General features: G+C 32.5%; 23 protein-coding genes and 1 pseudogene. 6 read left to right on the forward strand and 18 right to left on the reverse strand.

Annotated elements, in window-relative coordinates; all coding sequences use genetic code 11:
- Positions 1-104: 104 nt before the first annotated feature.
- On the forward strand, positions 105-311 hold the full coding sequence (locus BGI23_RS13060; RefSeq protein ID WP_070806171.1) for a hypothetical protein: 207 nt from the start codon (positions 105-107) through the stop codon (positions 309-311).
- A gap of 51 nt (positions 312-362) precedes the next feature.
- Here the strand turns inward: BGI23_RS13060 and BGI23_RS13065 are convergent, their stop codons facing one another.
- From BGI23_RS13065 to BGI23_RS13080, 4 genes are all read right to left on the reverse strand, one after another.
- Positions 363-743, reverse strand: a complete 381-nt coding sequence (locus BGI23_RS13065; protein ID WP_001048949.1) for a nucleotide excision repair endonuclease — start codon at positions 741-743, stop codon at positions 363-365.
- A gap of 77 nt (positions 744-820) precedes the next feature.
- A complete protein-coding gene (locus BGI23_RS13070; protein ID WP_000282935.1) occupies positions 821-1384 on the reverse strand; it encodes a GNAT family N-acetyltransferase in 564 nt (187 codons plus the stop codon).
- A 27-nt stretch (positions 1385-1411) separates the two neighbouring features.
- Positions 1412-1984 carry a hypothetical protein gene (locus tag BGI23_RS13075; RefSeq protein ID WP_001079215.1) on the reverse strand — a complete coding sequence of 191 codons (573 nt, stop codon included), beginning with the start codon at positions 1982-1984 and terminating at the stop codon, positions 1412-1414.
- Between the two features lie 181 nt (positions 1985-2165).
- The gene (locus tag BGI23_RS13080) at positions 2166-3596 is read right to left on the reverse strand and encodes a PQQ-dependent sugar dehydrogenase (protein WP_044792235.1); all 1431 of its coding nucleotides are present in this window, start codon (positions 3594-3596) and stop codon (positions 2166-2168) included.
- Between the two features lie 137 nt (positions 3597-3733).
- Between BGI23_RS13080 and BGI23_RS13085 the strand changes: the two genes are divergently transcribed.
- Both BGI23_RS13085 and BGI23_RS13090 read left to right on the forward strand, forming a co-directional pair.
- The gene (locus BGI23_RS13085) at positions 3734-3991 is read left to right on the forward strand and encodes a hypothetical protein (protein WP_070806172.1); all 258 of its coding nucleotides are present in this window, start codon (positions 3734-3736) and stop codon (positions 3989-3991) included.
- A gap of 91 nt (positions 3992-4082) precedes the next feature.
- The gene (locus tag BGI23_RS13090; RefSeq protein WP_000026319.1) at positions 4083-4262 is read left to right on the forward strand and encodes a hypothetical protein; all 180 of its coding nucleotides are present in this window, start codon (positions 4083-4085) and stop codon (positions 4260-4262) included.
- A gap of 111 nt (positions 4263-4373) precedes the next feature.
- Here the strand turns inward: BGI23_RS13090 and BGI23_RS13095 are convergent, their stop codons facing one another.
- The 8 genes from BGI23_RS13095 to BGI23_RS13130 all read right to left on the reverse strand — a co-directional run bounded on the left by BGI23_RS13095 (position 4374) and on the right by BGI23_RS13130 (position 10752).
- On the reverse strand, positions 4374-5036 hold the full coding sequence (locus BGI23_RS13095) for a protein kinase family protein (RefSeq protein WP_029438549.1): 663 nt from the start codon (positions 5034-5036) through the stop codon (positions 4374-4376).
- A 307-nt stretch (positions 5037-5343) separates the two neighbouring features.
- Complete coding sequence (locus BGI23_RS13100) at positions 5344-5781, reverse strand: NUDIX hydrolase (RefSeq protein ID WP_044792231.1); 438 nt, start codon at positions 5779-5781, stop codon at positions 5344-5346.
- 203 nt (positions 5782-5984) lie between these two features.
- Complete coding sequence (locus tag BGI23_RS13105) at positions 5985-7100, reverse strand: NAD(P)/FAD-dependent oxidoreductase (RefSeq protein ID WP_000844373.1); 1116 nt, start codon at positions 7098-7100, stop codon at positions 5985-5987.
- A 125-nt stretch (positions 7101-7225) separates the two neighbouring features.
- Positions 7226-7879, reverse strand: a complete 654-nt coding sequence (locus tag BGI23_RS13110) for a YdeI/OmpD-associated family protein (RefSeq protein ID WP_000022240.1) — start codon at positions 7877-7879, stop codon at positions 7226-7228.
- A 156-nt stretch (positions 7880-8035) separates the two neighbouring features.
- Positions 8036-8803, reverse strand: a complete 768-nt coding sequence (locus BGI23_RS13115; RefSeq protein WP_070806173.1) for an arylamine N-acetyltransferase family protein — start codon at positions 8801-8803, stop codon at positions 8036-8038.
- Positions 8804-8941: 138 nt separating this feature from the next.
- The gene (locus BGI23_RS13120; RefSeq protein ID WP_070806174.1) at positions 8942-9445 is read right to left on the reverse strand and encodes a MepB family protein; all 504 of its coding nucleotides are present in this window, start codon (positions 9443-9445) and stop codon (positions 8942-8944) included.
- A 109-nt stretch (positions 9446-9554) separates the two neighbouring features.
- Entirely contained in the window at positions 9555-9923 is a 369-nt protein-coding gene (locus BGI23_RS13125; RefSeq protein ID WP_000403460.1) for a DUF4180 domain-containing protein, read from the reverse strand.
- A gap of 136 nt (positions 9924-10059) precedes the next feature.
- Positions 10060-10752, reverse strand: coding sequence for an HAD family hydrolase (locus tag BGI23_RS13130; protein ID WP_070806175.1), 693 nt, complete (start codon positions 10750-10752; stop codon positions 10060-10062).
- A gap of 264 nt (positions 10753-11016) precedes the next feature.
- On the opposite strand from BGI23_RS13130, the gene BGI23_RS13135 reads away from it, so the two are divergent.
- Both BGI23_RS13135 and BGI23_RS13140 read left to right on the forward strand, forming a co-directional pair.
- On the forward strand, positions 11017-11553 hold the full coding sequence (locus BGI23_RS13135) for a DinB family protein (RefSeq protein ID WP_001167120.1): 537 nt from the start codon (positions 11017-11019) through the stop codon (positions 11551-11553).
- 505 nt (positions 11554-12058) lie between these two features.
- Positions 12059-12391: a DUF1904 family protein gene (locus tag BGI23_RS13140; RefSeq protein ID WP_001120954.1), complete on the forward strand. Its 333-nt coding sequence runs from the start codon at positions 12059-12061 to the stop codon at positions 12389-12391.
- Between the two features lie 431 nt (positions 12392-12822).
- On the opposite strand, the gene BGI23_RS13145 is transcribed toward BGI23_RS13140, so the two are convergent.
- The 6 genes from BGI23_RS13145 to BGI23_RS13170 all read right to left on the reverse strand — a co-directional run bounded on the left by BGI23_RS13145 (position 12823) and on the right by BGI23_RS13170 (position 21285).
- Positions 12823-13422: an undecaprenyl-diphosphatase gene (locus BGI23_RS13145; RefSeq protein WP_000010581.1), complete on the reverse strand. Its 600-nt coding sequence runs from the start codon at positions 13420-13422 to the stop codon at positions 12823-12825.
- A 409-nt stretch (positions 13423-13831) separates the two neighbouring features.
- Complete coding sequence (gene pulA / locus BGI23_RS13150; protein ID WP_070806176.1) at positions 13832-16402, reverse strand: type I pullulanase; 2571 nt, start codon at positions 16400-16402, stop codon at positions 13832-13834.
- A 486-nt stretch (positions 16403-16888) separates the two neighbouring features.
- A complete protein-coding gene (locus BGI23_RS13155) occupies positions 16889-18592 on the reverse strand; it encodes a M4 family metallopeptidase (RefSeq protein WP_070806177.1) in 1704 nt (567 codons plus the stop codon).
- 454 nt (positions 18593-19046) lie between these two features.
- Positions 19047-20024 carry a DUF4179 domain-containing protein gene (locus BGI23_RS13160; RefSeq protein ID WP_070806178.1) on the reverse strand — a complete coding sequence of 326 codons (978 nt, stop codon included), beginning with the start codon at positions 20022-20024 and terminating at the stop codon, positions 19047-19049.
- Positions 20025-20555, reverse strand: a complete 531-nt coding sequence (locus BGI23_RS13165; protein ID WP_017561583.1) for an RNA polymerase sigma factor SigX — start codon at positions 20553-20555, stop codon at positions 20025-20027.
- 250 nt (positions 20556-20805) lie between these two features.
- Positions 20806-21285, reverse strand: a complete 480-nt coding sequence (locus BGI23_RS13170; protein WP_070806179.1) for an AraC family transcriptional regulator — start codon at positions 21283-21285, stop codon at positions 20806-20808.
- Positions 21286-21464: 179 nt separating this feature from the next.
- Between BGI23_RS13170 and BGI23_RS13175 the strand changes: the two are divergent.
- Positions 21465-21650: pseudogene (locus tag BGI23_RS13175) on the forward strand (VOC family protein); the annotation flags it as partial.
- Positions 21651-21732 lie beyond the last annotated feature (82 nt).

The raw sequence follows: 21732 nt of genomic DNA on the forward strand, positions 1-21732 counted from the left end.
CAATATATGAAGGTTAAATTTTCGATATGAAAAAAACTATATTTCTCTATGAATTTACTTTTAATTCATGGATATATATGTAAAAAGAGGTAAGGAGGCTTACTATGCGGAAACATACAAAATTCGGCAATGTATTACTGTGGGTAGGACCTATCCTCGTGTTTGTAGGGTTATGTATGACAAATGTTATTTCTGATATTCCTTTCTTTTTTGGAAAACATAAAACAATTGGAATTGTACTTATATGTATAGGTGTAGTTTGTTTTATTGCTGCTAATCATTTAAAAAAAGGAGGCAAATATGAGGAATAATTCTAAATAAAGAACAATCCCAGTATATGTACTAGGATTGTTTTTTATTACTTATTTATAGAATACTTTATCAACGTTATATTTTGCTTTGTATTCATTAATGATATATGTTTCGTAAATTTCTCTTTCTGTTGGATCTTCTACGATACATGCATCAATGCGGTATACTTCGTCACGGTGATTTTTAATTGGCGAAACGTTATCTTCGAAATGCTTCTTAATACGTTGTCTAATTTTACGAGCTTTACCTACGAAAAGAAGTTCGTCATTAATATTGTAAAACATAAAAATGCCGCCTTTATCTCGTGGGAACAAGTGGAAATCGATAAAACCATTGATTGGCGTAATTCTTGGCTCGTCTCCTCTAATAACTTGTTTACGTTCAGTAATTGTAACATCAACTTCAGGGATACTAATTTTAATCAAGTTCATTCACGTCCTCTTTTATTATAAAGGTAAATAATAGCATACATATGTAAGAAAAGCTACGTTCAGAGGCATTTTTCATTTTATAATTTAAATATTATAGGGGCATCATGTAAACTCTTCTTCCAAATCATATGATCACTTGATTCTCCCCAATAATCCTTCAGTACATAACTAGGCTCTCCAAACTTCTTCGTCCATATACTTTGCGCTTTTTTGTATCCACTATCTAAACAGTACTCTGTTATACCTTTGCTAAGTAACGTAAGAAATATTGCATTTAGTAGTAAACTCCCGATACCCTTTTTTTGATACTCCGGCAGTATAAAAACAGTTCCTATTTCATACAAATCCTTAAGTACACCGCCTGTACAACTATTAATTAATGTACTTGCTGGACCAACTTCGATTGTACCAATGATTTTATCGTTATTTGTATCTATTGCTAATAAAAAGTAACGTTTTTCTCCATTACTATCAAAATCTGTTTTTAAATATTGCTTTTTCGTGTTAATTTCATTTTCTATGTCATCCGATAATTGTGATAAACCTTCGTCTTTAAAGGTATTCGTAATAACTATACGAAAAAATGAGTGAAGTTCCTCTAAATCATCCGAATTCGGTCTCCTAATTTCAACGTTATACATGTTTTAAATCTCCATTCTATGCAATTGTTAAAACAATACTTTATATAACCTATTCAACAATATTCTACAAAGCCCTGCATAGATCCAGCAGTATAGAAAGCTCAGTATAAATATTGATAAAATAATTTTTATATCCATAGTTGTATGAATAGTAGGACCAAGCACGGGAAAGCGAAAAATATCTAGAACAATCGTAATTCCTATAAGTAGACAAATCGCAGAAAAGGAAATTACCCAAATTCTCCTCTTGAATTGTATAAAGGAAAGCCCTAAGGCTATACCTAATAAGCCTGTAGTAAATGGAAAAACAATTAGTTCACTTGGCTCAATAATAAATAATAGGAGGATAGTAAGGAGATAAGAAAGTACTCCCTCACGAATAGAGTAGCAAATAGCCAAAAAAATTGGTAACGTCGCAAAAGGGCTAATAAATAACCCTATACCAGGAATTAAGTTACCTGCTGCTTGAAACATGGTGGCCAAAGCACTCATTAAAGCGGTAATGACTACTTTATTTGCTAGGGATAATTTTCTTTTATGAACAAAGTCCCCATTATTCTCTATCATAAGTTGACACCAATAACGTACAAATCGATTCATCAAAATACCCCCTAAAGATATCTCATTCATCACTTTCTATCTTATTCATACACTAGTGGTTTATGAGCTGCTTTCTACTTGTTATGAGTTACTATACAATAAAAGGCTTTTAGGGGGAGAACTTGTACGTTTTAAAACAAAGGGAATTCCTTGTATGATTAAACTACGAGTGTATATCGTATTAAGGGATAATTTCAAAAATGGTACCTTTGTTAAAATCAGTTACTTTCATAGAACCGTAAACTCCTAAATATAACCTAGTTTGATCCAAATTTGTTCCTAAACTCATATAATAAGCTGCTTGCGTACCAAAATCATAATCAGTTTCAATAACATGAAAACCAGTATGTTTACCATCTGTACCTGCTTTAGTATATGCTAATACACCTTTAACTGGCGGCCGAGACTCTTCTTTTCTAGCAAGGTCGGTAAACACAACGCTACCATTTAAATTCGGGATTGCAGTTCCCATATATGGCTGAACTCCTGTTAGAGAAGTCCCGCCAAACTTATCTGGTCTCGGGTCTTTATGAAAATAACTAATGAGTGGCTGAATTCGCTTCGTTGATGTTTCTATTGTTTCATTATAATAAACCATTGTTCTCTCATCCAAAGTAGGATTTTCAGAACAGTGTTTTATAAAAGAAGTAGGCAATTCTCCTTCCCATCCTCTCCAACCAAAATTAATAAATCCATCTTGATTTGAAGTGAGTCTCATTACATGTATTTGAACAAGTTCGGTAACCGGTATTGGTTTATATTGAACAAATGAAAAAATAGACTCTACAATATCCTGTCCGACATTACCTACATATTTAATATACTGATTATAAAACCTTTGGAATGAAATACCGGTTATATTACGAATACCTTTCGCAATTACTGTAAGTGTTTCTTGTATAGATAGAGGAAGTTCATTAAAGCGTGTAACGACTGGAGGATTATTTATGAATGTATTTTTACTTACATCGATTTCAATAATTTTACCTGCTATTTCTAAATCATCTTGGCTTAAATTGAACGGATCATAACCCGAGCCACCATCTCCATTTGTAAAAACAAGTTTCCCCGTCTCTGGAGAAAAGTTTAAAGTATTTACCCCATTATGATTAAAAAATGGGCGTTTTATATTAAGTAATGTTCTACGTTTTTGAGGTTGACCGTTTGATTGTAAAATCCATTCTTCGATTGTATCGATATGATCATATTGCGTATCTCTATTTGTCCACTTTAAGTTTAACGTTTTTGGGTCACAAGGATTCGGTTTAAATTGTTCAGAAAGTGCACCTGGCCCTTGGGTTCCAGCGACAGAATAATGAAGATAAAATAAACCGTTTTGATAAAATTGTGGATGAAATGCTAGTCCAAGCAATCCTCGTTCATCATAACCACTACTAGAAACGCCTTCTTCAGATGTACCTAAATTTATAATTCGTTGACGAATATTTAAAAATGTTTTTATGACGCCATCTCCTATGTGAAAAACCTCTCCTAATTGCGTTGCGATAAATAGCTTTTCAGCCGATTCACCTGGAAGAATTGCTGTTTTTATTACAGTGGGTAAATTTATGTTATGAACAATGGGTCGTAAACGAACTTTAACTTTTGTCAATTAACTTTACACCCCTTTATATTCTTTTTAATAGAAGAATATGTTTAGAGTAATCTTATTAGTATCAAATAAGTCGCATTCCTTTTTATTACAATTTTGTATATAATATAATTATAGATAAATTAGGGGGCTACCTTATGACACTATTGCTACAAATCATCTTACCACTTATAGTTGCACTATATTTATTTACCCTCTATTGTAATACAGCTATTGGAAAAGCCGCTTTTCTTTTAGCAGTCATTATTGGAATTTATGGATTAGAGAACATTTTTCAACATGCTCATCTAACAGATCATGTTATTTATCCATATTGGGGCAGTTTAAAGGCAGTTATTATCGTTTTATCAGTCGTATTTCTATTTAAAAAAGGTGGTTTAACAGGAGAAACCTGATTTGTAATACTGTACATATTTTCTAGTTAAATTGCTTTCATTTTACAAAATAAGAAATGTTTATGTGAAAACAAAAAGGAAGGTGTTACATATGTCCATAAATATTATCTCGATAGTATCTATAATAATTTGGATTGTGTTGATTACAGAACTGATAAAACCTTCAAAAGAACAGAATGGACGAAAAATAATAATGTTATTAACTGCTGGTTGCGCATCAACATTTATTTTAACAGTTTCATTTATTCAAAATATCTCGTTTTGGAATTGATAGTGATATAACTAGCAAAAATATGTATACATAAAAAAGATTAGGACCGTACATATTAGACATATCTAAAATGTACGGTCCTTTTGTTTACTAGTGGTCCACTTATAAGTATTACAATTCGAATTTCTTTTTAAGTTTCTTATATTTTCTATACGAACGTCTAACAATGTTTAACATAAAATACGGTATTTTAACAGGGAAAGGTAGTTTATAAATGAAAGGCAAATAAAATGTAAAATATGCCTTTTCTAAGTCTCTCCATTTACTATCTTCTTTTGCTTTTAAGAAATCAGATACATCGACTACATAACCTCTTCCTTTTTCCATCATCACATTTTTTCCGTGAACATCACAAGGAGTTAATCCTTGTTTCCTTGCATACTCTAAAGCTTTATTTATATCAAGAATCACCTGCTTAGGAATTTTAATCCCCTTATGGATCGCATCGTATAAGGTAATTTCTTTTAAACGTTTCAATACTATGAAATTTTCTCCTTTATAAATAAGCTTTGAATAAGAAGGATGATTTCCGATTCTTCGGTATACTTCTGACTCTTTTTCAATTCCTTCTCCTTCGCGCGCGTAAACTTTTACTACCCAATCTTTGAATTCTCTGTGCATGAATACTGCGGCATAATTACCTTTCCCTAAACACTTCCAAAGTCTAGGAATATCTTTAACTACTACAGGCTCGAATTCATCCTCACTTCTTATGATTACCTCTTTTAATAATTCGTCCTTTATCAATCCCACAAAACTATTTATACTCATCATTTCCACTCCGGTTTTGCTAAAAGTGGGCCTGCCCACATTTTAGCGAAAATATACACTAAGCGAATTTTAGCATAAAACGAGTCATCTTTCTTCTTAAAATAAAAAATGACTCGTTCTATTTGAACTGTTGAATACTTAATATGTATTCCGTTATTCATAGTCAACAACCGTGCAACATAAAAATATTTCTAACTATTTTCATTTTTCCAGAGGCAACTGTATAGAAAAAACTTGCTACATATGAAGAATAGCAAGTTTTTTTAATTGTTCAATTCTTGTTCCACTAACGTCTTTGCTAATGCTTTTACTATTTTAATAGTCTTTTGTTTAATTCCCACAATGCTGTTTTGTTGCTATCCCATTTCAAAAACTTTACTGCCTCCTCAAAGCATAACCATTTATAATGTAAGTGTTCTTCAGATAATGAGATGTTTTTGGTAGGTACTTTAACTCCAAAAGAAAATTCTTTTATTACATAAACCTCATCTCCCCAAAGGAATCCTCCAACTACATCCTCTACTGGTAGTGAAGACACAGAATCTAATTGTATATATGGACATTCTCTTGAAATACCAGCCTCTTCAAACGCTTCCCGTTTTGCTGATTCAATAGGAATTTCACCATCTTCCCCACCACCAGCTATTCCTTGCCAATAACCATAATCACTTCGGTTGAAAATCGCATATTGAATAGAGTTATCAATTTTTATATAAGGAAATATTAATACTTGATATGGTGCTCTCATTGCTTAACCTCCTCTCGAAAATAAGCTTTAAACACATATGAATAAAGAGCCGACATCATAATTCTACATTAATAATGCAAGTTTATGGTGTCGGCTCTTTATTTTTAAAGAATTTCATTTTTCATAAACAGTCTTACTCTTAACGGAGAAAAAACTACTTATTTCCTATCGAATTTGCTTAGTGTATTTTTTCATACCCGATGTTATTCAATTGCGCCAGCAACGTCATAATCATTTAAATCTAAATCAATTGGTTGTCCCAGCGCTAACTTAGCAAGTTCTGATCCTAAATATGGACCAGCAGTTAAACCTGAAGCTCCTAATCCGTTCGCAACGAGAATACCGTCGAAGTTAGGAAGTGGTCCGATAACAGGTAAGAATCCTGGAGTAAACGGTCTAAATCCAACTCTCGTCTCAAGCATAGTAGCATCTTCTAAGCCAGGTGCAACTGTTAATGCTTTATGGAATACTTCATGTAAACCACCAGCCGTTACACGGTGATCGAAACCAGTATCATTCTCATGTGTTGCACCAATTACGACATGGCCATTGTCAAATGTTAAAATGTATTGATCATTTGGCGGCATAACAACTGGCATATTTTCTGTTGCTGTATTTTCCATTTGCAAGTGAACAATTTGTCCTTTTTGGAACGTAACTAAGAAATTAATTCCTAAAGGGCTTAAGATTTCGTTCGCCCATGCACCTGCCGTTACAATAACCTTCTCTGCTAAAATTGTTTCATCTTTTACTTTAACTCCCGTAATTTGACTACCTTCACGGACTAATACTGCATTGCCTTTTATAAAAGTTGCACCATGTTTTTTCGCAGCACTTATTAATGCATTACGTAATAACCTTCCATTTACTCGTGCAGCACCACTAACATGAACAGAACTATATTCTTCTGATAATGCTGGGAATAATTTTTTCGTTTCTTCAGCTGATAAACGAGTAATTTCACCAATCTCTGGTGCATCTTCACGGCGCTTATAAGCTCGCTCTTCCATTTGATTTAGTTTTTTCTCATCAGTATGTAAACTAATTGCACCTACACGGTTATAACCTGTATCCGTTTCACCGTCTTCTTCTAATTGCTGAATTAACGAAGAATAGTAACGTGCACCGCCTTTAACAATTTTATACCATGCTTTATTACGACGTTGTGAAAGCCATGGACAGACAATACCTGCTGCTGCATCTGTTGCTTGACCTACTTGTTGACGATCCACGATAGTAACGTTCACGCCAGCCTTAGCAAGATGATAAGCAGTAGACGCTCCTAAAATTCCAGCTCCAACTACAATATACGATTTCATTTCAAACACCTTTTCTCTTTTACTAATTATATAAATATAAGAACATCCCTTAGTATAATGGAAGAAATACTTTTTTCAATGTACTCATCGCAATTAATTGTTGCATCATTGTGACTTTCCCAATCTTATTTTTTCTTTTTGCGGAATAAATCAATTGTTTTATAGCCTTGTGATAGAACCTCAATCATCTTTTCAAAACGTTTTTCACGTGTTTTTTCTTGTTTGACAGAAAACAGATTACGTGCCCAATCTTTTTTGTATCCAGGTGTTAAACTTTGATAAAACTTAAGTTCATTTGGGTGATTAGCTAATAAAGCTTCAACATCTTGAATTCGATCTGCATAATCAGCTACACATTGGCTCATTGCAGGCGTTTTTGTCGCTTTTTTCTTCTCACGCTTTAAACCTACAACAGTAAAGATGTCATCCATACTTACCATTCGCGCAAATTTAATATCGCTTTCTCCCACATATCCATCTTCTCCAACGTTTAATGCTGGAAACATCTCATCACGGTGAATAAACGTACTGTAGCGAGAATTACCCTTTTTCGGATATGCGAAGAATATGTATCCTTTTTCAATTAATAATTCTTTATTACTAATAATATAATTCGTTTGTTTCACCATTTCATCCAGTGTTTCTACAAAAATAAAAATGGCATCGTGTTCTTTTGAAAATACAGTTTCTTTTCCTGTAAAAACTTCGTAATCACTTGGTTCATTAATAACAACCATATTCGTATACTTATTAAGTTTCAATTTATCGATAATTGACATGAAGATCTTCCTTTACATTCAAAATTCATTGTTTATACTTTTTCATACTGTTCTAGTGTATTATATCTATTAAGAAAATCAAACTTTAATAGTTGTTTTAAATTAAATTAATAAAATAGCCGGTTCTTATTCAGAACCGGCTAGCTATTCGCGTTATCATAACTCAATAGCAAATAAAGTATATAAAAGCTCTCTATATTGCTCTTCTGTAATTTCACGTTTCGTTTTTTCACCATGAACTATTTCAGTGAAACTAGTATTGGTTAAAGAGACATGACCAGATTCCGTTAATTTGGCTGCAATTGGTCCTTTATTAAAAATAGATTTCTCATCTTCTACTACTCTTTTTTGAACATCATTCACTACTGCCTCATCAATGATACGATTATAAAAAGCATGACATACTTTCCACTCACCGTTCGTATCTTTTCTTTCTAGAACGTAATTCCCTTTACTCGTATCTTTTCGTCTCACTCGATACGTACCATTTTTAGAAGAAACAGCCTCACCATTAAAAGGTACAGGGACTAGAGGTACTAATGAAGCAATACCTACATCAATTACGTATCGTACGTTATCATAATTTAGAATAATCGTTATATGTCCATTCTCAAGTGCCCATGCGTTTATATCATTTTTATATACGGTACCTAATGCGAGTTGTACATCATAACCACAATCTTTTAAAAAGTAGTACAAAAGAGTATTTAATTCATAACAAAGTCCGCCGCGGGATGTACTTAAAATTTTATTCTGTAAATTTTCCATAGTAATTGTATTCGTGTTACTTGCTATAACATCTAAATTCTCAAATGGTATAGTGTGTGCAAATGCAAAAAGAATTGTATTTAATTCTTCAAACTTCACTTCAGTACGCTTTGCAAGATTCAATCTTGTAAAAAGCTTATGTTGTAGACTTGTCATAGTCAGCACCCCTTAAAATGTATAAGTTAAACTAGTATATGCTGATTGTAATTTTGATGGGGTACTGAAACAATGTACATTTCGTTTAACTGTACCGGTACAAAAAGTCTAACTAACAAGATTACTTAAGATAAGAAGCTACGAATACAAATGTAATAGTTTGTCTATAGGTAAATTATTATGATCGCTTAAATCAACAAAATACTGAAGCTGCCACATTTGGCTCTTTTTAGCTTGGTTGCTAACAGGGGTATTCCAGATCGGATAAATCCTCATAGCCATCTTGCCTTTTTGATTTTGTGTTCTCAAGATTTTTTCCTTAAGAAGAATCTCTTTAGGGAAGATAAATTGTCCTAGTTTATTATCATCTATACAAGTGATAACTAATAAGTCAGGAGCAGCGTCATAAGAAAACGCTCGATTCTGCATATTGTCATCTTTCTCCCAAAAAGAAACAAATTGACCAATTTTATTAGGAGTAATTTTGGATTTTCTAAAACGAATGGTTTTGTTATTTAAGTGAAATAAATATCCTGCATATTCTGTGTTTTGCTTTTCTTCTTTTACATTCGCAATCAGTAAATTGTTAGGTTTGTAAATTATGTTGTTTAAGTTTTGTATCGCATCATTAAAATTGTTCAAAAAAAACTCCCCCTTTATTCAGTTCTTAGTTTACCACAAACGTCAGTTCTTCTATATCGTATATAATCATGAACTAAGTGAAATCGGGGGATTTAGCAGGATATACTTATTACTTTAATGTACTTAGTTTTTCAATTGCTTGTTGTTCAGTTGCTAAGTAAAAAATATCTTTACCTTTATTACATTCATAAATAAAATCCTTTAAGCTTTTACTAGTATACATAGAGAAATCTCCAACAATAGCAAATTTCACCTTGTAGTTTATAAACTTTTGAAGAATATCGCCCGCAAGACGTGTTTTTAGATCAAAGAAATCTTCACTTATTAAAGATTTATGGATAATAATATGCTTCGCATCTACCTCATATTGAACAGTTGCCATAGTATCTAATGCAGATTGAACATCGGATATTAATACCTTATCATTTCTAATGACCGCAATATTGATTCCATCGATTACTACTTTCTTTATTTCCATAGTCTCACCCCTTTATAATTTACACAGTATAAGTAAAATTGTTTTACAAAACTTCGTATGAATCATAGATTAAATTAGCCGCAGCTATTAAAATCGCATCTATTTTTTATTACTAATACGGTCAATGAAATTAATTTTACTTGTTAAAAAAATATTGTGGCGTAATATAACTTAACAAGCTATCCAAAGTGTTAATCTCGGCATATGGTTGTATTTTGGTAGTATTCTTGATTTTCTGAGGGTTAAACCACACACCTTTTATATTTACATTTTGAGGACCAGCAATATCCTTTTCTAAGTCATCCCCAACAAATAAAGTATTTTCCGGTTGTAAATTTAGCTTATTTAATGCTAGTTCGAATATACGTTTATCCGGTTTACTAAATCCCACTTCTTCAGAAATAATGATCGTATCAAAGTAATTGTTTAAATTTGTGTTAATTATTTTAGCCTTTTGCCTCTGCGTTGAGCCATTTGTTATAATTCCAACTTCAAAGTACTTCTTTATATGATTTAAGAAATGAATAGTATTTTGATCAAGTGAAAAACATTTTGGGAAGTTTTCATTCCAAAAATCTTGGATATAATTGCGTGGCAATCTATACTTCGGCGGGAATTCATCAAACAATGATTCTAATACTATCGTTTTATCACTCATGCCATATTCTCTTTTATCAAATTCTTTGAATTTCTGTAGCATATTGTTTTTGATTGTATCACTAACATCCTCATAACACTTTTCCAAAAGTAATAAAAACAGATTATCTACTGCCTTATCCCTATTAAGTAACGTATCATCTAAATCAAACAGCATAGCTTTATAACTCATCAAATAAATTCACAACCTTCCTATATTTCCTAGTTATAATCAAAAGTAATCAAAAAAACAATTCATCTCAAAGAACTTCTAATAGAACGATATTCTAAGAGTTAAATCAAAAACCCTTTTTCTATTTGTTAATTGATGTAAAAGTACACAATTTTAACTAAGTTAGTAGGTGAATTTTTTAATTGTAATTTCGAACTTTCAGATTAATTTGAAAGTCTTTTGTGATAAACTGTACTTAAAGATTAAATATAAAGGATGATTCGTATGCAAATTAGACCAAAGGCAAGTGAATATAACTCTTATTATGCAACGTATGTTAACTTAGTATCAGACGGAAATATCATACAAATTTTAGCACAACAAATAGAGGAAACGAGTCTTTTATTAAAAGAAATTTCTGATAGTGAGGGACTTTTCCGATATGCTCCTACTAAATGGAGTATAAAAGAAGTAATCGGCCATATTGCGGATACAGAACGTGTTATGGCGTATCGCTTGTTATCTATTGCTCGAGGCGAGACAGCAGAACTTCCAGGCTATAACGATGATATGTACGTTCTTAAAGCAGCTTTTGATAAGCAATCTATGCAAGATCTTCTTGAGAATTTAATAGTTGTTCGCCAATCTACCTTGCATTTACTGAAAAGCTTAGATAAAGACACTTGGTTACAAAAAGGATATGCGAACAAATCTGAAGTTACAGTTCGTGCATTAGCATACATCATAGCTGGACATGAGCTTCATCATCTACAAATTATAAAAGAACGTTATCTAGGTTCTAATGCATATCCAGTAAGTTAATACTTGAAGAAAAAGAGTCCCATTTATATAGGACTCTTTTTCGCTATTTGTAAAATTCACCACATAAGATACAAACTAGCCCTTATAAGGGTACCGTCGCATATCCATTAACTTAAGAATTCAGAATTACCCCAAAACAAAAAAATGCACTTTTTGTTACAAGTTAACACAAAATTTCATTCTGAAGGTACTAAAAAATTTAGCTTGATAGTGATCGGATAGCGTCAGGATTTTGCGCTTTTACAAAGTTAAAGATAAAAAGTCTTTTGTATCAATGTTTTTTAGTTCGTTCCAATAGAGGAAAGCCTATTGAGACAAGGCTAATATAACGTGGAATAAGGCTTTTGAATGTCTCATATGACTCATTTCAAAATTCAATCCGCCTTTTCGGGACGGGGCCCCATTCTGAAGAATGTCATTGAAATGTACCAATAGATTCTAGTGCAGCCAAATAAATTGTGCTATGATGTGATCAAATATAAAGCTATCTAACGGAGGGGTTCACATGCCGCATGTTGTGTTTCGTGGAATTACTACTGAACAATTAAAACACATAAGCAAGCCATTAGTAGAAGAGCTCGCAGAGATTTGTGAGTGTGGTACGGATAATTTTACGTTGGAACTACCAAGTTCTACGTTTGTATTTAATGGAGAAGAAATAGAAGCGTTTCCTCTTATTGAAGTGAAATGGTTCGAGCGTGGACAGGAAATTCGTGATCGATTTGCCAAGGCCATTACTACATATGTAATGGATTTTGGACTTCCAGAAGTAGAGGTTGTTTTTACGGTTTTCACAGAGTCAGCGTATTATATTAACGGGAAGCATTGCGCAAGTTAGATCTATTCGAAAGATTTTTGTAACCATTAAAAGGGGTAGAACCACATCACTATCAAGGTAATAAGACAAAATCTTCCCTAAAAAGAAAAAGGCGTTATTCTTTCTGAGAAATCATAGGAAAGGATAACGCCTTTATATCAATATGACGGTATCCTATATGAAAAATTAACATCGTTCCAAATTTATATATTGGGATCACGCCACCTGTCTATCCACTGAAGAAAATAAGTTACCTCAAAAACGATAAAAATACACTTCGGTGCTAACTAAATGTTTTGCGATATGGCCTTCATTGTTATCTAAATAGTAGGTAATAAACTGTTTTATTACCTAGACGTACTACCTATTCCTTTTCATCTTCATGGATGTAAATAAGTGCATTTAACATTCAACTTGTGGAGAATAGTAATGAGGGTGATAAAGCTCTATACTCACAATCCTTTTGATTTGTTTTTGGATGGTAAAACATGTTTCTCTACTCTTTCATATTGAGTAAGTAATTGCCTAATTAAAGATAATTTCGGTACTAACCAATGCGAAAATACCGCTGAAATACATCCTATTAAAGCCCCTACTGCAACATCAAAAGGATAATGAACCCCTACCCAAATACGAGAGATCGCTACACAAAGTGCAAGTATAAGCCATAGCCATCCAGTTTTTTTACGAACAAGCCAAAACGAAAAACAAATTGAAAAAAAGAGAATCGTATGGTCACTAGGAAATGAATTATCTACAGCATGGTCGACAAGTTTATTAACATCAGGCAATACTGCAAACGGTTGATAATTTAGATGGAATTTCCCTGCTATTTTCCCGATTACCTCAGCAATTACAAAAGCAACCATCGCTTGAATAACCATCATTCTACTTTTTCTGGACCTAGTAAACCAATAAGCTAAAATAATTAAAGCAAACATATATACCATATATTCTGCCAAAAATACTATGGCCGGGTTTAGGAATGAATATTGTTTACCTAAATCATTAATGGCTCGAAAAATATCGATATTGAATTGAGAAAAAGACATTTCAAATCCCTCCTTATTAGTAAGGTGTCTTACTGATTGCCATATACTTTTATTACATGGATAGTGTTGGTTATTGTCCACCATCTAAAAATACCAACCTCTTATGACACCGCTTTCTTCTTTTTCACTTTAATAAAAAAAGAAAAAGGAAAACATCGAACTTTCTTACAATCATTCATGCATTCTTACAGTTTTGTCATTTTCTCGTCACTTTGAAAATAGATTCATCGTCTAGCCTTTTGCTATATTCACAACCACAGAAAGAATAATTACACATAAAAAAGAGAAGAACCTTGGTGAGTTCTTCTCTTTTTTATTTATTAATTTGTAATATAATTACAGTATGTGAAATTATATCATTTTGATTTAAAAAGCGAAGTAAAAATACCCTTCACTCCGCTTTTGGCATTTATTTAATCGGTTTCTCTGTTTTTAAAACTAAAGAACTTAACGCAGGAACTTTAATTTTATTATCATGAATAACATAAAGTGGTTTACTTCCCGCCTGCTTCCCGTCTACTAGTACTTTCCAAGGACCTTTCGATGGAAGCGAGATTTCAACGGATTCCCTATTTGCATTATGAGCCACTATAAAGTATTCATTTTTATTTCCTTTGCCCTTTCCATCTATTGAATAAGCTACTACATTTTTGGGAGTATCAATAAAAGATACTTGTTTTTTTATTTGTTCTGCAGATGTCATTCTAAAGGATGGATACTTTTTTCGTAATTCTATTAATCCCTTCATATAATCTACTTCATTATTAAACGCTGCACGGCGCAACCAGTCCATCTGGTTAATTGAATCTGGAGATTTGTAACTGTTATGATCACCATATTTCGTGCGCATAAACTCTTGTCCCGCATGTAAGAACGGAATACCTTGTGATGTTAATAAAATCGAAGAAGATAATTTATGCATTTGCTTTCGCACTTCTTCACTGTCACTTGAATTAGTCAACTCAAGTTTATCCCATAATGTATGATTATCATGCGCTTCCACATAAGTTAGCACCTGCTCTGGATCTTGGTAAGTCGACGAATTTATATCGTAGTCAATGCCTGCGGTAATGCCTTTTTTAATACGGTCTTCCATGTTTTCCTTTCCATTTACAAAGCCATTTTCTTTCTCCTCAAATACACTACCTTTTAATCCATCACGTATATTATCGTTAAAATGAGCAATTCCTTTCATTTTCTCCGCATTTTTTTGATTTGCTTTCAACTCTGCTGCAAGAGGTGTATTTAAATCCCAGCCCTCTCCATGCAATATAATAGAAGGATCGATTTGATTAACAGCTTTACGTATTTCATTCATCGTTTCATAATCATGAATACCCATTAAATCAAAACGGAATCCGTCTAAGTTATATTCTTTTGCCCAATATGTGACCGAATCCACCATAAATTTTCGCATCATTTTTCGTTCTGAAGCTGTATCATTTCCTACTCCTGTTCCATTTGCAAATGTTCCATCTTCATTGTAACGATAATAATAACCTGGAACCAACTTATGGAAATTAGATTCAGCAGCATTATACATATGGTTATAAACTACATCCATAACAACACGAAGATTATTATCATGTAGTGTTTGAATCATTTGTTTTAATTCAGTGATTCGAACAGTTGGCTCGTATGGATTTGTAGAATAGGACCCCTCTGGTACGTTAAAGTTTTTTGGATCATATCCCCAGTTATATTGTGGTTCGTTTACATTCTCTTCATTTACTGAAGCATAATCAAATATCGGCAAAAGCTGAACGTGTGTAACACCAAGATCTTTTATATGATCAAGTCCTGTTTTCACATCTTCAGGCCCTCTTGTTCCTTTTTCTGTTACACCTAAATATTTTCCTTTCTGTTTAATGCCACTTTCGGGCTGAATAGAAAGATCACGTACATGCAATTCATAAATAATAGCATCTTCCGGATTTTTTAATTTAGGCTTTTTGTTAGTGTTCCATTTTTTCGGATTTGTTTCTTCTAAATCAATAACCGCACCTTTATCTCCATTTACAGAAGCAGCACGTGCATAAGGATCAACGGCCTCTGTCCATTTATCACCAATTTTCACCTTATACGTATAATAGAGACCTTTTTGATTCCCTTTAAGTTCTGCTTTCCAGGTGCCCTTTTCACCTTGTTGCATGTTTATTTCAGTACCTATTTTATCGTTCCATTTTTTATATGTAACTAACTTCGCTTCACTCGCAGTAGGAGCCCATACACGGAACTTTGTATGTTGTGGTGTATATATATTACCTAAATCGTTGCCACCATAATAAAATAAATGGTCAAACTCCTCAGTACGAATTACTTTACCGATTTCAGTATTCGTATCAGCTAAGTTTTCTATTTTAACTTTGTATGTTTGTTTTAAATCAATTTTCTTTTCCGTAATTATTTTCACCTTATTCGTAATATCTCCACTGTTTATATCATAAGGACTAATACTCTTAATTTTAATGCCTTCCATTTCAATTTTCTTTTCCTTAATATGAAACGGGACATTCGTCGTTACAGTAATTTTATGGAAACTATCAATAGTTGCTTTTTGAATTGAGAGATCCGATGAAGGCTTAGCGTTATATACTTTTTCATCACCAGAAAGAACCCATACTTCAGCACGACCGTCCTTTATATTTTCAATCCAACGATCGCCACCATCTTTTTCCCACTCATTTGTACGAATGATAAATCCTAAACGGTTATAATCACCATCTATATTAATCTTTGCGTACTTTCCAAATTCATCTTCACCAGTAAATTCATATGATTTTCCATTTGAATTTTCTCCCCATATCCAAAGGTTCCAGTCTTTTGTATTTCCAGACTGCTCTTTGTAATGAATGATAACTTCAGTTGTTTTCGAATTTGAAACTGCCTTCACATTCTGAAAGGAGAAAACAGATGATAACATAACGATTAAAGTAAGTAATAAAACTGTTTTGTTAATTAATCTTTTTGTAATTTGCACCACATACACCCTTTCTTTAAATAGTACGAACGATTTATTATGCCTGTACTACATTACACAATTTAAATTAATCTAGAAATCTCTTTTGCTCCCCCCCCTGTATTGGTTATTTTCACATATGTATTTCAATGATCTTTCCAATGCGAAAACGTTTGCATTAATTGTTAAAAAAATAGTTTATTTGTGTCTTCATATATTTGTAAATACAAAAAAATCAGGGAAATTATTTTAAAGCAACCGTTTGTTATCGCTTTCATTTTATAGCACTTTCCGTTAAGAGGTCAATATATTATTAATTTTCTGTTTTTACATACTATAAACCTTACATATTTGACGTAACTTTTAAAGATATCATCCCTAATTATTGCTAAGTAAGTATATTTTCACTAATGCATAATTACGTAAAAAAACAGCTAATGTCCTTTTAAGGATATTAGCTGTTTTTTCATAATGTAATAATATATGAATAAGAACTATATTTCTAACTTACTTAATTTTTGCTGCATCAAATGCCTTTTGTACCGCTTGAACTTCAGCTGAATTCGCACCATATTTATTAGTCGCCACTCGAATACATGCTGATCTCAATTCTTTGAAATTAGAAGTCATGTTTAACTCATCTGTATTGGCGTAATAGAAGATATCAAACATTTTATCTTCACCAATTCCTTTAACAGTTACACCGTTATGAGTTCCGCCTTTTGCGATGAGATACGCAACTTTATTAATAATGCTTGAATTAAAATGAACGCCACCTTGATCCCATCCATTAAAATCATTAAATTCACTGTAATCATCTGGATAAGGTACTCCAAGTGAAGATGGAACAGAAGCTGGGTTTTCCATATCACGGAAGACAGATCCAGTTTGTTCTCCCATCGTCCAGTTAAAGCTTCCATTATTTACATATTTCTCAATAGATGTTCCCATAATATCAGATAGTGCCTCATTAATCGCACCAGATTCACCGTAATATTCAAGATTAGATTCACTAGAAGTAACAGCATGTGTAAATTCATGCCCAGCTACGTCATATGCTTTGACGATAGGATCTCCATATACAAGCATACTACCATTATTAGCACTTAACGCATTCTGCCAATTTTTCGGATCATTCGTATCTCCAGAATCCCAAGCGTGTACAACTGAAACTACCTTTTGTCCCTTATTATCAAAGCTATTACGATTGTATTTATCTTTATAAAAATCAAACACTTTTGTTGCTAAGTAATGGGCACTTACTGCTTTTGGATCGTTAAAGGTTGTCGAAGTACTAGTTGCTAATGTACCAGGATAATAGCTTTCTTCTTTCGTAATATCTCTGTAATTCACATCATATGTTTCAATTCCTTGCCCTCTTGTATAATCAGCAAGAGCATATTTGCCATTACTTTGTTTAGAAATACCAAATGAACGAGAGATCCCTAAATCATCTTTTCCAGTGCCCGTTAATGATGTAAGACTGCTTTTTTTACTTTTCTTTAAGGCTCCAACTAGTTTTTCGCTTGCTTTCAAGTTAGACTCTTGTACCATATTTTTTAACATATCACCATTTTGTGCATTTACTAAATATGTTCCGGAAACATATTTTGGTGTTGCCGCTTCAAATGTAACCTGGTATGCATTGCTAGCCTGTCCATTATTTTCATCAACAAAAATAACTTCCTTAACTTCTGGCTCCGAAATAAAATTGATATCGTTCCCGTACTTCGTATAAATATATTGTTTCGCTTCATCTTTTGATAGATTGATAGGCTTTTTCAATTCTTCTTGTTTTAAATTTTGCGCGCTATCGCCTGAAACACTTTTAATAACACCGTTATGATCTACGTGTGCAGTTAATTGATGGCCATATACTTCTTTTCCTTCATATGTTTGTTGTATACGTACAAGTGTAGTCCCATCATATGAATCACGTTTTTGAAGAACTTTATAATCTACTCCAGTTTCTCCATTGACTTGCTTTGAAGAAAGGGCTTGTTCTGTTTTCTCCTTAAGAGCATCTTTTACTACATTCTCTGGTGCCTTTTGTGACGGTTGTGTAAGTTCACCAGAACGGAATGATTCCTCCTGAATTTGAACTTGTAGTTGATCTGTTTCCTCTGCATGACCTACTCCGTATGGTGCTACTGCTGTTAAAGCTAAACCTGTTGTTAATGCTACCTTAGTTAACGTCTTTTTGTTTTTCATTTTTTCACCTCGTATAATTTTGAAATAGAAAGCTTGTACAAAGTATACTTGCTGTTCTTGTCGAAAAAAAGGGAAAATACACAATTTATGTAACATTATGCAAAATTACATAATATAAGGACGATGATTCAAATTAAGAACAACTTATATAAGTGCATGAATTTCAATAAAAAAAGAGCACTTTAAGGTGCTCTTCAAATACGATTATAAATTATGCATTGTGTCATTTATTAGTATATGCTCGTCTCATTCAATTGTTTATTTGGTGATTTCGCTGCACAATAACTTATAAAAATTAGTTATCTCATACATTGAAATTCTTCGTTACTATTTGATTAGTAAATAAAAGAGATAGTTAAAATAATGTAAGAAATAAGCATTATAAAAGCAAACCAATAGATAAAGATATCACTCGACATGTATTGTGTTATTCTTTTTTTCATATAAATTTGTTTTACTTATTTACTTTTTCAGGATTAATTTGAAATTGACCTTTCCAAGATCCAGCTATTTTTCCTATTTTATTTATGTTTACATCTAATGTTAAAGGCTGTTTAAAGGAACCTTTTCCTTCAGAACCTTCAACAAATGTAATGACGCCTTCTGGTCTGTCTTTATCACGAATGCCTACATGCTCTAACTGTTTTCCTTCTGACAATAATTCAAATGGTGAATTGTCTTCACCTTGAATAAATGATAATTGTGAAAACATACCATTTCCTGTGTTATATTCAGGATTTTCTTCTTGTTGTCCATTTACTTTTCCATCGCTTTTTATATCTAATCCATTTGTATCAAATTCAAATGGCATTAGAGTTCCATCGGCTTTCTCCACTCTATAATGAACAGATATACGTGCATCTGCCACATATAATTCTTTAAAATGTACAGTTATCCCTTGATCTGTTATCTTTTCATCAATAGGTATAAACTGCCCGTTCAACCTACCTTCTTGTTGTACACCGTTTTCATCTTTACTTCCTTCATTCACAACCGTATCATTTAATACTTCATTAGCAAAGTAAGAAGCAATATTAGTTGCTGCAACTTGAACTTGCGGGATCATAGCTATAGTAAAAATGCCTACCGCAGCAACCGACGTATACATGAACCGTTTTGATTTTTTATTCATATTTGAAAATACTCCCTGCTTTCTTTCTATCGTTTGATTTGTACTAAGTACATTATTAGTCTGGTTATAACCATTAAATGTTTGCCATGCTTTTTCGACATCAATATTTATTTCTGGAGTCTCATGAAGCTTCTCCTCGGCTAGTGTTGAATGTTCCCATTGATTTAATTCTGTTAGCTCAATTAATAAATTTTGACACTTCTTACATTTGTCTAAATGCTTTATAAATTGTTTTCTTTCCTCACGCGAAAGTTCGCCATCAATATATGATTGAATGGATCCCATTTCATAACAAGTCATTTATTTCCCCTCCATTTGTTCAAAAGTTTTTCGGAACTTAAGTTTAGCTCGTGCCAACAATGTTCCAACAGACGAATCTTCAATTTGAAGTACTTGCGCGATTTCTTTATATCGAAACCCTGAAAATTTCATTAATAATATTGTTCGATCTTGTTCTTTCATTTTTCGCAAAACCCTTTGTACTTTTGTAATTTCTTCTTTTCTAATCCATTCATCATCTAGTGACGAATCAATTTGAACTTCTTGATACTGGGTTTCTTTATCGATTCTTGCCCGATGTCTCTTTTCAGAGCGAATGTAGTTATAGGCGACATAAGTAGAAGACTTTATAAGCCAAGCGCGTAAATTTTCTATTGATTTCCAATCTGAATGATACAGTTGCAAAAACACCTCTTGCGCTAATTCCTCAGCAACTGTCTGTTCTTTAATGATCCATATTATTTGTTTAACAACATACGCATAGTTTTGTTTAAACAACGCTTCAAATGTTATATGTGAAACATTCCTCTCTTCACTTTTTATTGTTTGCATGTAAATAAAACCTCTCTCTCGTTTGATGCCTGCATTATAGAGAAACCAGAATGCTCATTTTTGTGACAAAAAAATAATATTTTTATTATGTACTATTACGTACATTCATCAAATAAACAAATATTCATATTAATTAAAGTAAACTTTTTTCTCAATAACAACATAAAACCCACTCTCAACTATTTTTAAGAGTGGGTTTAATACTATTAAAAAACAAATTTTTAATACCGCTTATAATTTATACTACTTATTATTTGTTCTTTTTTATTGGCACAAATAAATCAATCTTTAATTTTCCTTCTAGGTCTTCTGCAACATTGTTCATACAAAACTCTAAATTATCCCTATCATAATCTGCACTATATTCACTATTTGGTAACCACACTGCGTACATATATCGATACACTTCACTTAATTTATGGGGTTCATCATAGAATTGGTATAGAGCGTATAGACCTCCATCTACACTTTTAAATTGCACATCCTCATGTTGTTCTTTTTCAAAGTTTTTAGGTATGGTAACGCAAGCATCATGTCGGCACATATGACTTGCAACAAGTTCAGGATTATCTAATGAGATTCCGATAAATGATTGCTCCGGTGGATAAAGTTTATTTTCAATAGACCAGTTCAATAACTTCCCCCAATGATCTTGTGGTTCAAAGTAACTACCAGTTCTTCTTATGAATGCCACTTCTAATGGTCGTAATTCTTTTACAACTACTTTCATTTATATCATCCCCTTATTAAGTATCTATTCAATTTATTTATCTTTCAATTTGATAAATCCCTTTTAAATAAACAAATTTCTTAATTGCATAAATCTTAATTGAAATAAGATTATTTACTACTAAAGTTGTATGTACTTTCATACTTTTACTCGATTCTATATTCTTTTTTAACAGCTATAGTAATGAATCTATTGCACCTTTTGTCCGTCCACATCAAGGTAATGCATCTGTTTATTTTATTGATTCAGATGGTAATAGCTTAGAACTTATTTGTCATATTATTGTACCTAATGCACTAAAACATATAACTAATAAATTATCCTTTAAAGATTGGGAGAAACTATTAGCTGACACATTCGAATGAATATTAGCTATAAATCATAATGTCTCACCTTTATTTTTATAACATGTATAACAATCCCTAATAATAATGTCCTATCAATTTA

This window comes from Bacillus sp. ABP14, from assembly GCF_001831375.1.
Classification (GTDB): Bacteria; Bacillota; Bacilli; order Bacillales; family Bacillaceae_G; genus Bacillus_A; species Bacillus_A paranthracis.

Excerpts from the sequence above, each read along its gene's own strand:
- BGI23_RS13060 (WP_070806171.1), top strand. The coding sequence starts at position 105 with ATGCGGAAACATACAAAATTCGGCAATGTATTACTGTGGGTAGGACCT.
- BGI23_RS13065 (WP_001048949.1), bottom strand. The coding sequence starts at position 743 with ATGAACTTGATTAAAATTAGTATCCCTGAAGTTGATGTTACAATTACT.
- BGI23_RS13070 (WP_000282935.1), bottom strand. The coding sequence starts at position 1,384 with ATGTATAACGTTGAAATTAGGAGACCGAATTCGGATGATTTAGAGGAA.
- BGI23_RS13075 (WP_001079215.1), bottom strand. The coding sequence starts at position 1,984 with ATGAATCGATTTGTACGTTATTGGTGTCAACTTATGATAGAGAATAAT.
- BGI23_RS13085 (WP_070806172.1), top strand. The coding sequence starts at position 3,734 with ATGACACTATTGCTACAAATCATCTTACCACTTATAGTTGCACTATAT.
- BGI23_RS13090 (WP_000026319.1), top strand. The coding sequence starts at position 4,083 with ATGTCCATAAATATTATCTCGATAGTATCTATAATAATTTGGATTGTG.
- BGI23_RS13095 (WP_029438549.1), bottom strand. The coding sequence starts at position 5,036 with ATGATGAGTATAAATAGTTTTGTGGGATTGATAAAGGACGAATTATTA.
- BGI23_RS13100 (WP_044792231.1), bottom strand. The coding sequence starts at position 5,781 with ATGAGAGCACCATATCAAGTATTAATATTTCCTTATATAAAAATTGAT.
- BGI23_RS13105 (WP_000844373.1), bottom strand. The coding sequence starts at position 7,100 with ATGAAATCGTATATTGTAGTTGGAGCTGGAATTTTAGGAGCGTCTACT.
- BGI23_RS13110 (WP_000022240.1), bottom strand. The coding sequence starts at position 7,879 with ATGTCAATTATCGATAAATTGAAACTTAATAAGTATACGAATATGGTT.
- BGI23_RS13115 (WP_070806173.1), bottom strand. The coding sequence starts at position 8,803 with ATGACAAGTCTACAACATAAGCTTTTTACAAGATTGAATCTTGCAAAG.
- BGI23_RS13125 (WP_000403460.1), bottom strand. The coding sequence starts at position 9,923 with ATGGAAATAAAGAAAGTAGTAATCGATGGAATCAATATTGCGGTCATT.
- BGI23_RS13130 (WP_070806175.1), bottom strand. The coding sequence starts at position 10,752 with ATGAGTTATAAAGCTATGCTGTTTGATTTAGATGATACGTTACTTAAT.
- BGI23_RS13135 (WP_001167120.1), top strand. The coding sequence starts at position 11,017 with ATGCAAATTAGACCAAAGGCAAGTGAATATAACTCTTATTATGCAACG.
- BGI23_RS13140 (WP_001120954.1), top strand. The coding sequence starts at position 12,059 with ATGCCGCATGTTGTGTTTCGTGGAATTACTACTGAACAATTAAAACAC.
- BGI23_RS13145 (WP_000010581.1), bottom strand. The coding sequence starts at position 13,422 with ATGTCTTTTTCTCAATTCAATATCGATATTTTTCGAGCCATTAATGAT.
- BGI23_RS13155 (WP_070806177.1), bottom strand. The coding sequence starts at position 18,592 with ATGAAAAACAAAAAGACGTTAACTAAGGTAGCATTAACAACAGGTTTA.
- BGI23_RS13160 (WP_070806178.1), bottom strand. The coding sequence starts at position 20,024 with ATGACTTGTTATGAAATGGGATCCATTCAATCATATATTGATGGCGAA.
- BGI23_RS13165 (WP_017561583.1), bottom strand. The coding sequence starts at position 20,555 with ATGCAAACAATAAAAAGTGAAGAGAGGAATGTTTCACATATAACATTT.
- BGI23_RS13170 (WP_070806179.1), bottom strand. The coding sequence starts at position 21,285 with ATGAAAGTAGTTGTAAAAGAATTACGACCATTAGAAGTGGCATTCATA.